The sequence below is a fragment of the Kribbella koreensis genome (assembly GCF_039525325.1).
Taxonomy (GTDB): domain Bacteria; phylum Actinomycetota; class Actinomycetes; order Propionibacteriales; family Kribbellaceae; genus Kribbella; species Kribbella koreensis.
Window position 1 is genome coordinate 506,093 of sequence record NZ_BAAAHK010000004.1, and the last position, 14,076, is coordinate 520,168.

The 14,076-nt window shown below is 68.3% G+C and carries 12 protein-coding genes; 9 read left to right on the plus strand and 3 right to left on the minus strand.

Annotated features, from left to right (window positions below):
* Nucleotides 1–81: 81 nt before the first annotated feature.
* Entirely contained in the window at nucleotides 82–1,638 is a 1,557-nt protein-coding gene (locus ABD116_RS10680) for a glycoside hydrolase family 10-like protein (protein ID WP_343967544.1), read from the plus strand.
* 343 nt (nucleotides 1,639–1,981) lie between these two features.
* Here the strand turns inward: ABD116_RS10680 and ABD116_RS10685 are convergent, their stop codons facing one another.
* The gene (locus ABD116_RS10685) at nucleotides 1,982–5,026 is read right to left on the minus strand and encodes a hypothetical protein (protein WP_343967546.1); all 3,045 of its coding nucleotides are present in this window, start codon (nucleotides 5,024–5,026) and stop codon (nucleotides 1,982–1,984) included.
* A gap of 201 nt (nucleotides 5,027–5,227) precedes the next feature.
* Here ABD116_RS10685 and ABD116_RS10690 point away from each other — a divergent pair, with 201 nt between their 5' ends.
* Genes ABD116_RS10690 through ABD116_RS10705 form a run of 4 tightly spaced genes read left to right on the plus strand, consistent with a single transcriptional unit; the run spans nucleotide 5,228 to nucleotide 7,726 of the window.
* Nucleotides 5,228–5,446 (plus strand): hypothetical protein, encoded by a 219-nt coding sequence (locus ABD116_RS10690; protein ID WP_343967548.1) that lies wholly within the window; start codon nucleotides 5,228–5,230, stop codon nucleotides 5,444–5,446.
* Nucleotides 5,447–5,488: 42 nt separating this feature from the next.
* Nucleotides 5,489–5,740: an acyl carrier protein gene (locus ABD116_RS10695; RefSeq protein ID WP_343967549.1), complete on the plus strand. Its 252-nt coding sequence runs from the start codon at nucleotides 5,489–5,491 to the stop codon at nucleotides 5,738–5,740.
* Entirely contained in the window at nucleotides 5,737–6,987 is a 1,251-nt protein-coding gene (locus tag ABD116_RS10700) for an AMP-binding protein (protein ID WP_343967550.1), read from the plus strand. The genes ABD116_RS10695 and ABD116_RS10700 overlap by 4 nt, the downstream gene beginning before the upstream one ends.
* Nucleotides 6,980–7,726 carry an SDR family NAD(P)-dependent oxidoreductase gene (locus ABD116_RS10705; RefSeq protein WP_343967552.1) on the plus strand — a complete coding sequence of 249 codons (747 nt, stop codon included), beginning with the start codon at nucleotides 6,980–6,982 and terminating at the stop codon, nucleotides 7,724–7,726. The genes ABD116_RS10700 and ABD116_RS10705 overlap by 8 nt, the downstream gene beginning before the upstream one ends.
* Here the strand turns inward: ABD116_RS10705 and ABD116_RS10710 are convergent.
* Nucleotides 7,723–9,117, minus strand: a complete 1,395-nt coding sequence (locus ABD116_RS10710; RefSeq protein ID WP_343967554.1) for an FAD-binding oxidoreductase — start codon at nucleotides 9,115–9,117, stop codon at nucleotides 7,723–7,725. The two genes, ABD116_RS10705 and ABD116_RS10710, sit on opposite strands and share 4 nt — an antisense overlap.
* Nucleotides 9,118–9,239: 122 nt before the next feature.
* Here ABD116_RS10710 and ABD116_RS10715 point away from each other — a divergent pair, with 122 nt between their 5' ends.
* A complete protein-coding gene (locus tag ABD116_RS10715; protein WP_343967556.1) occupies nucleotides 9,240–10,058 on the plus strand; it encodes an LLM class flavin-dependent oxidoreductase in 819 nt (272 codons plus the stop codon).
* Here ABD116_RS10715 and ABD116_RS10720 read toward each other — a convergent pair.
* Entirely contained in the window at nucleotides 10,055–10,336 is a 282-nt protein-coding gene (locus tag ABD116_RS10720; protein ID WP_343967559.1) for a hypothetical protein, read from the minus strand. The two genes, ABD116_RS10715 and ABD116_RS10720, sit on opposite strands and share 4 nt — an antisense overlap.
* A 125-nt stretch (nucleotides 10,337–10,461) precedes the next feature.
* Here ABD116_RS10720 and ABD116_RS10725 point away from each other — a divergent pair, with 125 nt between their 5' ends.
* From ABD116_RS10725 to ABD116_RS10735, 3 genes are read left to right on the plus strand one after another with little or no spacing between them, the layout of a single operon-like run.
* The gene (locus tag ABD116_RS10725; protein WP_343967561.1) at nucleotides 10,462–11,871 is read left to right on the plus strand and encodes a DHA2 family efflux MFS transporter permease subunit; all 1,410 of its coding nucleotides are present in this window, start codon (nucleotides 10,462–10,464) and stop codon (nucleotides 11,869–11,871) included.
* Nucleotides 11,868–12,821: a sigma-70 family RNA polymerase sigma factor gene (locus ABD116_RS10730; protein ID WP_343967563.1), complete on the plus strand. Its 954-nt coding sequence runs from the start codon at nucleotides 11,868–11,870 to the stop codon at nucleotides 12,819–12,821. Before ABD116_RS10725 ends, ABD116_RS10730 begins: the two co-directional genes overlap by 4 nt.
* Before the next feature lie 46 nt (nucleotides 12,822–12,867).
* Nucleotides 12,868–14,076, plus strand: a complete 1,209-nt coding sequence (locus ABD116_RS10735) for a DUF2786 domain-containing protein (RefSeq protein ID WP_343967565.1) — start codon at nucleotides 12,868–12,870, stop codon at nucleotides 14,074–14,076.

Genomic DNA, 14,076 nt, shown 5'->3' on the forward strand with positions numbered 1-14,076 from the left:
AACCGTACCGACCTCTTCTGCACCCGGCCCAACTGTGTAACTATTTTTCGACTTCTTTTGGACAATCGGTCGGAGAATGACATGAGAGCCTGGCGGATCCTCGGCCTTCTCGGCGCATCAGCCTGTCTGGTGGCCGGTGCCCTCACCAGTACTGCGACAGCGGCGCCACCGGCTCCGGACAGCACCTGTACTCCGAACCCGGCGACGCCCCTGCGCCAGTTCCGCGCGAGTTGGGTGTCGTCCGTGGTGAACATCGACTGGCCGTCGCGGACCGGGCTGACCCCGGAGCAGCAGAAGGCCGAACTGCTCGGCTGGTTCGACGACGCGGTCCGGCAGCACCACAATGCGGTCATCCTGCAGATCCGCCCGACCGCAGACGCCTTCTGGCCGTCGAAGGTCGAGCCGTGGTCGCAGTACCTGACCGGTACGCAGGGTGGGGACCCTGGCTATGACCCGCTGGCGTTCGCGGTCGCCGAGGCGCACAAGCGGAACCTGGAGCTGCATGGGTGGTTCAACCCGTACCGGCTCTCGATGGGGACCAACCTCAACGCGCTGATCCCGACGCATCCGGCGCGGCTGCATCCGGACTGGGTGGTGACTTATGGCGGGAAGCTCTACTACAACCCGGGCATCCCGGCTGCGCGCAAGCTGGTTGAGGACGCGATCATGGACGCGGTCGTCAATTACGACCTTGATGGGGTGCACTTCGACGACTACTTCTACCCGTATCCGGTTGCTGGTCAGGTGTTCGACGATGCGGCGACCTATGCGCAGTACGGGGCGGGTTTCCTGACTGTGGCCGAGTGGCGGCGGAACAACATCAACCTGTTGATCCAGGAGATCCAGCAGCGGATCAAGGCGGCCAAGCCGTGGGTGAAGTTCGGCATCTCGCCGTTCGCGGTGTGGCGGAACAAGGGGACGGATCCGCTGGGGTCGGACACCACTGCCGGCGTACAGACCTATGACGATCTGGCTGCTGACACGCGGCGGTGGGTGCGGGAGGAGTGGATCGACTACATCGTGCCGCAGGTCTACTGGGCGGGTGGGTTCGCGCCGGCCGACTACAACAAGATCGTGCCGTGGTGGGCCGAGCAGGTGCGCGGTACTGACGTGCATCTGTACATCGGGCAGGCCACGTACAAGGTCGGTACTTCGACGCAGTCGCCGGACTGGTCGGACCCGGCCGAGTTGAGCGATCACCTGGCGTTCAACAGCACAGTGCCGGAGGTGAAGGGCGACATCTACTTCTCTGCCAAGGATGTCCGGGCGGATCGGCTCGGGGCGACAACCCTCCTCAACAACAACTGGTACACGCGCCCGGCACTGATCCCCGCGATGCCCTCCCTGGATTCACGACCCCCACTGCCGGTGCACGCACTGCGGTCGACCCGTACGTCGGCCGGCGTATCCCTGCAGTGGAAGGCGACCTCGGGCGACAGCACGTCATACGCGATCTACCGCCGCGACTTGACCGCTGGCGACTGGTGCGCCGACACAGACGCCCGCAACCTCCTCACCACCCTCCGCGGCAACTCCTACGTCGACACCACCGCCGCAACGGGCCACCACTACCTCTACTCCGTAACCGCCCTGGACCGAGCCTCAAACCAAAGCCTCCCGATCCCAACCCTCGGCTAGCGCCCACCCCCTCAGACCGCACCTGCGGGGTTAACCCTTCAGACCGCATCTGAGGGGTTAACCCCTCAGATGGTGGGTTGCCCCATCAGAATCTCGCCAGGCAACCCACCATCTCGGGGGTCAACCCCCGAGACGGCGCCGCAGCCACCCAACCTTCCCAGCCCCGCCCCGGGCCGACGCCCCCGGAAGGCGTTTGAGGGGTTGACCCCCGAGCTGGTGGGTTGCCCCGCGAGATTCCGGCGGGGCAACCCACCAAGTGCGGGGTTAACCCCTGAGATGGGGGGCCGGCCGGCCGGCTTCGGCGAGGATCGGCTGGCCAACTTCGGGGTGGGGAGGTTGCGGGTTAGGGGTGGGGGCTGGTTGGGGGAGTTGGCGGCGTGAAGGTGGATGACGGCGCACCGCTGGGCGGCGGGGATGACGGAAAGCCGCCGGGGGTTTGACTCCCGGTGGGGAGGCCGGTCGGCTGTGAGGTGGGGAAGGTGCCGGTCGGCTGCGAGGACGGGAGCCCGCCCGGTGTCTGCGAGGTCGGGAAGCCGCCGGGAGTCTGGCTTGGCGGCTGGCTCGGGAAGCCTCCGGGCTGAGACGCGCACGGGTTCGGCGACGGTGTCCCACCCGGCGTCTGCGTGCCGGTGGGAAGGCCAGGCGTCTGCGACGAGGGGAAACCGCCAGGGGTCGGCGACGTGGGGAAGGTGCCGGGTGGCTGGGACGTCGGCTGGCCGGTTGGCTGCGTGGACGGGAAGCCGCTCTGCGACGGCGGGAGTCCGCCGGTCGACGGAGACAGCGGGAGACCGGGAGTCTGCGAGCTGGCAAGCGGTTGAGTGGGAACGGTGCTCCTGAGTGCCCCCGGAGCGGCGCCGCCGGCCGGTCGGGAGGGAGCGGTGCTCGTGGGTGCTGCCGGGGCGGCGTCGTTGACTGGTTGGGTCGGAGCGGTGCTCGTGGGTGCTGCCGGGGCGGCGCCGCCGGCTGGTCGGGAGGGAATGGTGGTTGGCGGGGACGACGGGAGGCCGCCAGTCGGCTGTGACGTCGGGAAGGTGCCCGGGGGTTGGGAGGAGGGCAGGCCGCTCGGGGGTTGGGAGGTGGGGAAACCACCTGGCGAGGATGGGAAGCCGCCTGGGGTGGTTGGGAAGCTGCCGGGCGTGGATGGTTGGCCGGCGGGGGTTTGGGTGCCGGTGGGGAAGGGGGTTTGGGTGGGGCAGGGAGTGGAGCTGGTGGGGCGGGGGTAGAGCTGGTAGACGCGGACTGTGCCGTAGTGGAAGCGGAGTTCTGCTAGGCGTTCCAGGGCTACGGGCGGGGTGGCGAGGCGCTCGTCGAACAGCAGCCATTGGACGCCGTACTGCGTGCGCAGCGTCTCCAGGACCTCGCGCGTCGGCGTGGTGAACGCCTCGTCGTTGAGCCGGAGCCGCTCCGGGTTCCAGAACCTGCCCTGGACCTTCTCGTCCGCCGCGTAGCTGTCGTCGACCCGCTGGGTGTACGCCCAGCCCTCGACCAGCACCCGCCGCTCGGCGTACCCGGCGATCCAGTACGACCCGGTCAGGCAGCGATCGACCCCCGCCTCGCGACAGTGGACGTTGGTGGCGATCAGATCGCCCGGCCCGGAGTTGCGCCGGATGAAGCGCGCCGCCTCGATCCCGCCCGGCGCGATCGACTCGTACGCCGTCAGCGCAGGCGACGCGAACTCCTTCAGCGACCCCAGCGTCGGCGACACCGTCAACCCGAGCACGACCGCCACCGCGACCACTGCCCACAGCTGCCGCTTCAACCGGAACAGCAAGCAAAGAACGCCGACCCCGATCACCGCGATGACCATCGCGACCACCAGCGGCTGCCCGAAGCAGTTCGCGCCGGTGCACGAGTCCTCCGACCGATAGCGACCCCAGTAGATCGCCGCTGCTCCGATCAGCAACCCCGGCGCGGCAACGTAATACTGCTTCCGCTCGAGCGATCCCAGCCCCCACGTCGCAAGCAGCACGCCGTAGATGAAGCCGGTACGCACGAAGAACACCTGCGTCTGCCCACTGTCGTACAGCAACCCCGTCGCGACCACCGAGCTGACCAGCCCGACCAGCAGCAACAGCACCATCGGATCGCGAGGCACCCGCCGCCGGATCAACACCGCACCCACAGCAGGCAGCAGCCACCCGAGCACCACAACCACTGCGATCACCACCAACGCAGCAGTGGTGTGCCGCGCCGTCATCACGTCCATCATGTGCCGGAAGGTCCGCGCCGGGTGGAACTCGATACCGGACGGCTTCCCCCGCAGTACGACGAGGAAGGTGAAGCCATAGCAGGCCGCAACGCCAACCCCGAGAGCCAGAGCACGCAGGTTGAGGCGGCGGGCTCGCACGGTGAGGTAGACCCACGCGGCAGCCAGCCCAGCGGCGTACACGGGTAGTGCGGACGCTTTGGTCGCAGAGATCGCCGCGATGAGCACCCCGGCCGCCACCAGCATGCCGATGACCTGTGCCCGCGTCTGCGTGGGCTTGCGCCGCAGCAGCATCGCAGTGACCGCTATCAGCGGCAGCATCAGCACAGTGGAGAACGACTGCGACGGATTGGTCAGCCAGCCCATCGAGAACGGGCTGTCGTTGAACAGCCGCGCGTCGACCGCCCACGGCCAGGCAGCGAGATCCCCGGCAGCCACAGTCAGCCCAGCGCCGATCGGAGCCGCCACCGAGCGGCCAGTCAGTACTACGCCGACCGCGGCCGCGCCGAGCACCGTCAGGAGGAGGAAGGCGAAGGGCGCCATCCGCTGAGTCAGTACGTCGAGCTCGATGCTGGTGATCCAGTGTGCCGACGCCAGGTGGTCGTAGACGCCGAAGTGGCTCGTCAGCGGCCGCCCGGACGCGTAGGGGATCTGCGGCGGGAAGTGATGAGCCAGCTCACCGGCCAGCGACAAGTTGCGCGCTGCATCCGAGTCGGACCGCAGTGCTGCCGGTCCGTCGATCGGGATGAGCTGCGAGCCGACCCGGACGAACCAGGCCGCGACGACACCGACGGCGACCATCACACCGGCCATCGCCCACCAGGGCGTCGCCTTCACCGGCAGCTTGCTTCGCGGTACGCCGCGGTAGACCCCGAACGCGAGTGCCGGCATCAGCAGGGCCGCCAGCGGAATGTCGAAGTACCGGCCGACCGGGTAGATCAGTGCCTCGACGGCCAGGCCGAACGAAGTGCCGAGCACGGCGTCGACGGCGAACCAGCCGGTACCACCGGTCAGCCGGCGCCAGAACAGCGTGCCGGGGACGGCGATCACCAGCAGCAGGTAGCCGAGGTAGGCGATCGACATCCACGGCTTGTGGTCCTGCAGCGCGATGAACCAAGCGAGCGGTAGTACCGGCAGGCTCGCCAGCGAGGCAAGCCCCATCGCCCGTCCTGGTCTCGTCATACATGTCCTCTCGGTCGCGTCCTCGCACACGGAAGAGAGCCCCGGACGACGAAAAGTTTCCTGCCATTTCACAACAACTGTCACAACAGCACCGGCAAACGGGTCTCAGTGTATGAGCCGTTTACCAGGCGGCGGCACGCGCCTACACTGAGTAGGCGAACGCCCCCTGGTCCGTCACACAGCGCACGGGAGGTCACGTTCATGCCTGCCCAGCACATCGCGGGGATGCCGGTCGAGGAGATCCTGCTCGCCGCGCTCGCGGCCGCCACTCCGATGATCGCGCTGATCGGCTGGGAGATCCGGGACCGCCTCCGGCGGTTGCGCGGAAAACTCTCCCGCACCCCCGCGGACCTCTCCCACGCCGATGCGAACCGAACCACTGCCGAAGCAACCGCCGATCCGGCTCCGGAGGTCAGGTAGACCGTGTCCGGCCCCGGTCCGCAGCAGCTAGGCTCTGTGGTCATGGCTGAGCTGACGCGGGAGCAGATCCGGGACCTGATGGGAGCGGTGCTGACGGCGCAGGGCAAGACGTTGCCGGCCGACGACGGCGCCGACCTGCGGGAGATCGGCTTCCGCTCGCTGGACTTCTCCGAGCTCGCGCTGCGGGTCGAGGACGAGATCGGCGACGAGCTGAACTTCGACGCGCCGGGGCTGCGCCAGATCGCCAAGGTCGGCGACGTGCTGGACTTCATCGAGCAGCTCCAGTCGGCGTGACCACGCGGCGCCGGTCCACTGCCCTGATCGGGGACGACAACAAGGTCGTCGCCGGTGGCAAGACGGTGACCTGGCGGACCCTGCACAAACTCCCGCAGCTGCCCTCGCCGGCCGCGGTCCTGGTCGACAACGGCGCCGACGCGCTGGCCGCAGTACGGCATCACGCCGTGCACGGGACCGAGCTGCTCGTCGCGACCACCTCGCGGGTCGACCTGAGCATGCGCGAGGAGCTCGCCGACTCCGGCTTCGCGATCGTGATCGCGAAAGGCGACGAGCACTCCGTCGAGCCCGCGAAACTCAAGCGGGTGGAGGAATCCGGCCGCGCCTGGCTGCTCACCTCGGGCTCCACCGGCCGCCCGACGCGCATCGGCCACACCCTCGAATCGCTCACCACCGTCACCAACCAGCAGCAGCCGCGCACGTGGCTTCTTCCGTACTCGCCCGGCACCTACGCCTGGTGGCAGGTGGTAACGATCTCTCTGACCCAGGCCGATCAGGGCCTGGTCGTGATCGAGCCGTCCGAGCTCGAGATCTGGCCGTCGATCGCTGCCGCGCACGGCGTCACCGCAGCCTCCGGTACGCCGACCTTCTGGCGCCAGACGATCTACCGCGACACCGACGCTCTCACCAAGGTGCCGCTGGAGCAGATCACCCTCGGCGGCGAGCCGGTCGACCAGACGATCCTCGACCGCCTGCGCGAACTCTTCCCGAAGGCCCGGATCTCCTGGATCTACGCATCGTCCGAGGTCGGCGCCTCGATCGTCGTGCACGACGGCAAAGCCGGTTTCCCCAAGGCCTGGCTGGATCGCAAGCCCACCGGCGAACGGCCGGCCTTGTCCGTCGCCGGCGACGAGCTCGTCATCGCCTCTCCGCACCACGGCGCGGGAATGGACGGCGCGGTCCATACCGGGGACCGGGTCGAGTTCGTCGACGACCGGGTACTGATCACCGGCCGGCTCGACAGCGATGAGATCAACGTCGGCGGCTCGAAGGTCTCGGCCGGCGTGGTCCGCAGCGTGTTGCTGGCTCACCCGGGCGTCGCCTGGGCACGGGTCTTCGCGCGCAAGGCGCCGCTGGTCGGCCGGATGGTCGCGGCCGAGGTAGTGGCCAATCCGAATCTCGGGCCGATCACCGCCGACGATCTGGTCCAGTGGTGCTCGCACCGGTTGCCGGACTACGGCGTACCGCGGCGGATCAAGTTGCTCGATGAGATCCCGCAGAAGGAGACGTTGAAAAGCGATGTCTGAGCCGACTGCAGTGCCGCCGTCCTCGGTGGTGCTGGTCTCCGGTGGTTCGCGCGGGCTGGGCCTGGCGATCGTCACCGACCTGCTGGCGTCCGGCGTGAAGGTCGCCGCGTTCGCCCGGACCGTGACCGCCGAGCTGACGGCGCTGGCGACGAAGTACCCCGACGATCTGCACGTCGGCTCGGTCGACGTGAACGACGCCAAGGCGACGCAGGCGTTCGTCAAAGAGGTCGAGGAGAAGCTCGGCCCGATCGACGGGCTGGTGAACAACGCCGCCGTCGGCCAGGACTCGCTGCATGTGCACACCTCGGCCGAGCAGCTCGCCGGCATCATCCAGACCAACCTGACCTCGCCGCTCGTCCTCACCCGGTTCGTCCTGCGCCGGCTGCTCGCCAAGGGCCTGAAGGGCCGGATCGTCAACGTGACCTCGATCTGCGCACAACGCGGCTACCCGGGACTGGTCGCGTACTCCGCGACGAAGGGCGGCATGGACGCGGCCACCCGGTCGATGGCTCGCGAGCTGGGTGGCCGGGTGCTGGTCAACTCCGTCGCCCCTGGCTTCTTCGCCTCGGAGATGTCCGCGGTGCTCGGCCAGACCCAGCTCGACCAGATCGTCCGGCGGACCCCCACCGGCCATCTGACCGAGCCGGAGGAGGTCGTACCGGTCGTCCGGATGCTCCTGCTCGACCAGACCAACATCAACGGCCAGGTGCTGGTCATCGACGGAGCAGCCTCCATCTAGCCCGGCAGGATGTTCATGTTGCGGTGGAAGACGTTGCCGGGGTCGTACTGCGCCTTGATCTTCGCCAGCCGCGCGTACTTCGCTTCGCCGTACGACGCCTTGACCCGGTCGTAGTCGTTCTCGGCCATCGCGTTGACGTAGCTGCCGATCCCGAGCGTGTGCGGCTGCAGCGCATCCCAGAACGCCCGGACCCAGGCGCGATCGCCGGGCAGCAACTCAGGCACCGGCGCGATCGCGACGAGGAAGACCGCGTACCGCGGCGAGCGGCCACCGGCGAAGGCGGTCTCGTCCTCGCCGACCTCCGAGTAGGCGCCGTCCAGCCGGTAGAACAGGACGTTCGAGAGTGGCGACGACTTGAGCGGGACGTGCTGGGTGATCACCTCGATCGCCTCGTCCGACAGGGTTTCGAGGTAGCTGCCCTTGTCGTAGCAGTGGTTGCCCCAGGAGTTCGGCTCGTCGATCGACTGCTGCAGAGCCGTGTAGGGCATCGGGGTGGCAAATTCCCACCGCGGCGGGATGGCCTCGTGGATCTGGTCGAGTAGGGCCTCGTGCTCCTCGGGCGTTCCGAACCCGACGACGATCAGCGCATAGCCGGGCTCGTGATGGTAGTGCTTGGGGAGGAAGGGCGCGGGTGGTGCGGTGATTGCACCGATCACGACGTTGAAATCCAGGGACAGCGTCGGGATCAGGTCGCGCGCGTACCGAAGTACCTCGGCGCCCTGCTCCAAACTCCAGAACTGGATGCCGTACTGGACGATCGGCCCGACGTCGTGCAGCTGGAACTCGAACTGCGTCACCACACCGAAGTTGCCGCCGCCCCCGCGAACGGCCCAGAAGAGCTCAGGGTTCTCGTCCGCCGACGCCCGCAGGATCTGGCCATCGGCCGTCACGATCTCCACCGACAGCAGGTTGTCGAGCGTGAGCCCGTGCTTGCGGCTCAACCACCCCATCCCGCCACCGAGGGTCAGCCCGGCGATACCGGTATGACTGATCGCCCCGGCCGGCGTCGCGAGCCCGTGCTCCTGCCCAGCCGCATCCAGCTCAGCCAGCTTGGAGCCACCGCCGGCCACCGCCCGCTTGGTTTCCGGATCGACCGTCACCTGGTTGAGCCGACTGACATCGATCATCAGCCCGTCGTCGACGGTCGACGCCCCGGACATGCTGTGCGCCCCACCCCGCACCGCGATCTCCAGCCCGTTCCGTACTCCGAACAGCACCGCCGCCCGCACGTCCTCAGCACTCAAGCACTGCGCCACCACAGCCGGCCGCCGATCGATATCCGCGTTCCACACCCGCCGCGCCTCGTCGTACGCCGAATCGCCAGGCGCAATCACCACCCCATCGATCGCCGCCCGCAACTCATCGATCCCACTACTCGCCGTCTGCGTCATGGCATACCTCTCCCCGAAGTCATCACTCCCGGTAACCATAAAGGTTCAGCCAGCAGCTGACACGGTCCTTTCGGCCAGCCCATCGCGCGCAGATTGTCGGCGGCCGCAGGTAGAAAGCGGGTATGAGATACGGAGTGATCCTGCCCGGCGGTACGGCCCAGCAGCAGCTGGAGCAGGCCGTCCTCGCCGAGGAATCCGGCTGGGACGGCGTCTTCGTCTGGGAAGCCGCGTACGGCGTCGACGCCTGGGGGCTGCTGTCGGCGATCGCCGTCCGCACGTCGCGGATCCGGCTCGGCACGATGCTGACCCCGTTGCCCTGGCGCCGCCCGTGGAAGGTTGCGAGCCAGGTCGTGACGCTGGACCAGCTGTCCGGCGGCCGCGCCACGCTCGCCGTCGGGGTCGGCGCGACCGGGTTGGCCGAGACCGGTGAGGAGCTGGATCTCCGGACCCGGGCGGCGATGCTGGACGAGGGCATCGACCTGATCCGGGAGCTGTGGGCCGGCCGGTCGAGCTACCACGGCGTGCACTACGACTACGAGTCCGATCGCGAGGACGTCACCCAGGCCGGTGGTGCGGTCCAGGAGCGGATTCCGATCTGGGTGGTCGGTGTCTGGCCGCGGCCGAAGTCGATGGCCCGGGCGCTGCGTTGCGATGGGCTGCTTCCTCAGTACTCCTCAGGCGAGGGCACGCCGGAGGAGCTCGGTGCGGTGCGTACCTGGTTGAACGAGCGTGGAGCCGCGCCTGAGTTCGAGGTGATCGCCGAGGGCGAGACGGCGGCGGACGACCCCGCGGCGGCGGCCGCGCAGGTGGCGCCCTGGGCCGAGGCAGGCGCCACCTGGTGGCTGGAGACCCGCTGGGAGATGCCGCACCACTCCCCGGAGCGGATGCGGCAGGTCCGTGATCGGCTGATCGCAGGCCCGCCCTCGGGTGATCCCGGCTAGGCCGAGTAGGAGCCGATGCGGGTCGCCTCCTCGCGGATGAGGTCGCCGTCGAAGCGGTCGGCGAGGTTGCGCTGGAACTCCTGGAAGGCGGTGAGGTCGGTGAGGCCTTCGCCGTCGACCACGTGGACGAAGGTGACGCCGTCGTCGAGACGGAAGCTGGCGTAGGTCAGATCGGGTGGCGCGACGGCCGACAGTTCGGCGAAGACCTTCTCGATCAAGAGAAGGTTCTCGTCGGCTGCCTCCGGCTTCGTGCGGTAGCGGAACACTGCTGTAGCCATGGTTGCTCTCCTTCAGAGGGGTTCGTCACTGGTACAGACAGCGGCGCAGGGTCGAACTCATCGCAGCGATGAGTTCGGGTCCTCCGCGCTGTCAGTACCTGTGACAGCGAATTCCTGGAGGACACGTGAACAGCAAGATCGGTACGACCGGCGAGCAGCGGTGGGTACTGGGGCTGACCTCGATCGGGTCGGTGGTGGTGGCGCTCGACGTACTCGTGGTGGCGGCCGCGCTGACCACCATCAGGCAGGATCTCGGCGCGACCGTCGAGCAGCTCGAGTGGACGGTCAACGCCTACAGCCTGAGCTTCGCGATGCTGCTGATGACCGCGGCGGCGATCGGGGACCGGTGGGGACGACGCCGTACGTTCGCGGCCGGCCTCGGCCTCTTCACCCTCGCCTCGATCGCCTGCGCGCTGGCTCCCTCGGTGCCGCTGCTGATCACGGCCCGTACGGTCCAAGGCGTCGGTGCGGCAGTGGTGATGCCACTGTCGATGAGCCTGCTCGGCGCCGCGTTCCCACCCGAGCGCCGTGGCTGGGCGATCGGCATCTTCAGCGGGCTGACCGGCCTGGCCGTTCTCGGCGGCCCGATGATCGGTGGCGCGGTCACCGAGGGCCTCGCCTGGCAGTGGATCTTCTGGATCAACGTGCCGATCGGCGCCATCGCGATCCCGCTCGTCCTGGCCAAGATCCCGGAGAGCCGCGGCGCCGTCCGGCAACTTGATCTGCGCGGGGCGGCTCTGATCACGCTGGCCGTCCTCGGCATCGTCTGGGGTGTGGTCCGCGGCGCGGTGGCGGGCTGGTCGAGTCCGGAGGTCCTCGGATCCTTCGTCGCGGGAGCCCTTCTTTTGCTGGGGTTCCTGGCCTGGGAGAACCGCGCCGGGCAGCCGATGCTGCCATTGCGGTACTTCCGCTCGCGCGCCTTCTCGGCAGGAAACGCAGCCGGCTTCTTCCTCACGGCTGCGCTGTTCGGCGCGGTCTTCTTCCTCGCCCAGTTCATGCAAGCGACCTTCGGTTCCGGGCCTTTGAAAGCGGGTCTGCAACTCCTGCCGTGGACAGCCACGCTCTTCCTGGTTGCCCCGATCGCCGGACGGCTGGTCGACAAGATCGGTGAACGGCCCCTGGTCTTCACCGGCTTGCTGCTGCAGGCAGTGGGCATGTTCTGGATCAGCCAGGCCAGCAAGGGCACAGTCCAGTACGCCGACCTGGTGCCGGCCCTGATCGTCGCCGGCTGCGGGGTCTCCCTGGCGATGCCTGCGACGCAGAGCGCCAGCATCGGGTCGCTACCCCCGGAAGCGGTCGGGATGGCGTCGGGTATCTACGCCATGATGCGGCAACTGGGTGGGGTGGTCGGTGTCGCGGTGCTGGCGGCTGTGTTCGCGGCCGCCGGGGGATATGAGTCGTTCGAGACCGGCTTCGCCCGGGCGCTGGCAGTCTGCGGCGTACTGTCGTTGCTGGGTGCACTTGCCGGGCTGGGGATCGCCGTGCGACGTAGTACGGGCGTTGTGGTGCTGGAGCCGGCGGAGGAGTTGGGATGAACCTGGAGGACGAGTTCGCGCAGTACCGGGGTCAGTTGGTCGCCCACTGCTACCGGATGCTCGGGTCGCTGCATGATGCGGAGGATGCGGTCCAGGAGACATACCTGCGCGCTTGGCGAGGGTTCGCGGACTTCGAGGAGCGCTCCTCGGTCAAGACGTGGCTCTACCGGATCGCTACCCGGGTCTGCCTGAACGCCTTGCAGCACAGCAGTCGGCGGATGGTCCCGTCGGCGCTAGGGGCGCCAGGCATCGACCCGCACGACCTGGAGACGCAGTCGCTGGAGACCAGTTGGCTGGAGCCGTTCCCGGATCTGCTGCTGAGCACGGACCCGGCACAGGTGGTGGGGACTCGGCAGAGCCTCCGGTTGGCCATGGTGGCGGCGCTACAGCACTTGCCGGCGCGGCAGCGCGCAGTACTGATCCTGCGGGATGTCCTTGCCTGGCAGGCGTCCGAGGTGGCCGACCTGCTGGTGACGACGACTGCTGCGGTCAACAGTTCGCTCCAGCGGGCTCGCGCGGAGATGGCCAAGCTCGCACCGGCCGAGGACGACTTCAGCGAGCCGGATGAGCCAGTACGCCGTGCCCTGCTCGACCAATACGCGAAGGCGTTCGAGAAGGCCGACCTGGTTGCGCTGAAGGGTTTGCTGACTCAGGACACCCGGTGGGAGATGCCGCCGATCCCAACCTGGTTCAGTGGGCGGGACGACGTACTGGGCCTGCTGGCGACGAAGATCCTGCCTGGGGAAGGGCGACGGATCCTGGTCGAGACGTCGGCCAATGGGCAACCTGCCTTTGCCATGTACGTGCGTGGCGACGACGGGATCTTCCATGCGCACTCGCTCAAGGTGCTGACCCTGACCAAGGCCGGGGTGTCCGCGGTGATGGCGTTCCACAACCCGTCGCTGTTCGCGGCGTTCGGGTTGCCGATCGACCGTTGTCCACAGGAGTGATGGCGCGGCCGGCGGGAGGTTGGGCTCGGGTGACAAACTCGTCCGCGTGAGTGATTCCGAGATCCTGCACCTGCTGCCGTCAGCGGCGGCTGCCGTCGTGCTCAACCACGAGGAGGCTGACGCGTTCCTGGCCCGTCTCGGTGGCTATGACGAGCGCGACCAAGCGCAGGTCGATCGGGTCCTGCAAGAGTTCCTGCGGAAGCTGGTCCGCTCTGCCTGGGAGCGTGGGTGGACGCCTGGCGACGTGGTGCAGCATGCCCGGCGGCGGTTGGAGCCGGGGGTGGAGCCGTTGCTGCTGGCCGTGATCGCGTCGGAGCATCGGGCCTATCGCGAGGTCGATCCACGCTGGCTGGATCAATTGCTCGACCTCGGCATCGACGCGCCGTACTCCGAGTTGCAGCTGACCGCCTGGGCTTCGGGGCAACGGCTCGGCCGTTATCTTGCTCTCCACACGGCGCTCACGGTCGCAGGCTTCCTCCAGTCGTTGCCCGGACTCGCACGACTGTTCCCCCTGCCCGGTACGCCGGTGCAGGCGCGCGCGGCGGGGACCGGCGTACCGAACGACAAGATGCTCGGGCGGATCAGAGCCCTGCTGGCCAAGGCGGAGGCGACGGACTTCCCGGACGAGGCGGAGGCATTGTCGGGCAAGGCGCAGGAGCTGATGGCCAAGTTCTCGCTCGATCAAGCGCTGGTGGACGCCGACCCTGGGCTCGACCTGCCCGACGACTCCGGTGCCCGGCGGATCTGGGTCGAAACCCCTTATGTATCAGCGAAAGCGCAACTCGTCGGAGCCGTCGCCTCCGTCAACCGCTGCCGCACGGTCTCGATGGAGCAGCTCGCCGTCGTCACGATCGTCGGCGCCGAGCTCGATCTGCAGCTGACCGAGCTGCTCAGTACCTCGCTGCTGGTGCAGGCGAATCGCGCGATGCTTGCTGCTGGCAAGCACATCGGCCACCGGGGCGAGTCGCGGACCCGGTCGTTCCGGCAGTCGTTCCTGATGGCGTACGCGCAACGCATCGGGGAGCGGCTGCAGAAGACGACGGACGCGACGCAGGCCGCCGTACCGGCTGCTGATGCCGATCGGTTGTTGCCGGTGCTGACCAAGCGGGAGGCCCAGGTCGAGGCGTTGTTCACGAAGCTCTTCCCGGACACGGTCACGCGGCGGACCAGGATCACCAACGGCGCCGGCTGGGCCGCTGGGCTGGATGCGGCCGACCAGGCCCAACTGCAGGCCCGTCCCCAGGTCCGTAGATAG

What these genes read in the sequence shown, in the direction of transcription:
- ABD116_RS10680 (WP_343967544.1), top strand. Translation starts at nt 82, where the DNA reads ATGAGAGCCTGGCGGATCCTCGGCCTTCTCGGCGCATCAGCCTGTCTG.
- ABD116_RS10685 (WP_343967546.1), bottom strand. Translation starts at nt 5,026, where the DNA reads ATGACGAGACCAGGACGGGCGATGGGGCTTGCCTCGCTGGCGAGCCTG.
- ABD116_RS10690 (WP_343967548.1), top strand. Translation starts at nt 5,228, where the DNA reads ATGCCTGCCCAGCACATCGCGGGGATGCCGGTCGAGGAGATCCTGCTC.
- ABD116_RS10695 (WP_343967549.1), top strand. Translation starts at nt 5,489, where the DNA reads ATGGCTGAGCTGACGCGGGAGCAGATCCGGGACCTGATGGGAGCGGTG.
- ABD116_RS10705 (WP_343967552.1), top strand. Translation starts at nt 6,980, where the DNA reads ATGTCTGAGCCGACTGCAGTGCCGCCGTCCTCGGTGGTGCTGGTCTCC.
- ABD116_RS10710 (WP_343967554.1), bottom strand. Translation starts at nt 9,117, where the DNA reads ATGACGCAGACGGCGAGTAGTGGGATCGATGAGTTGCGGGCGGCGATC.
- ABD116_RS10715 (WP_343967556.1), top strand. Translation starts at nt 9,240, where the DNA reads ATGAGATACGGAGTGATCCTGCCCGGCGGTACGGCCCAGCAGCAGCTG.
- ABD116_RS10720 (WP_343967559.1), bottom strand. Translation starts at nt 10,336, where the DNA reads ATGGCTACAGCAGTGTTCCGCTACCGCACGAAGCCGGAGGCAGCCGAC.
- ABD116_RS10730 (WP_343967563.1), top strand. Translation starts at nt 11,868, where the DNA reads ATGAACCTGGAGGACGAGTTCGCGCAGTACCGGGGTCAGTTGGTCGCC.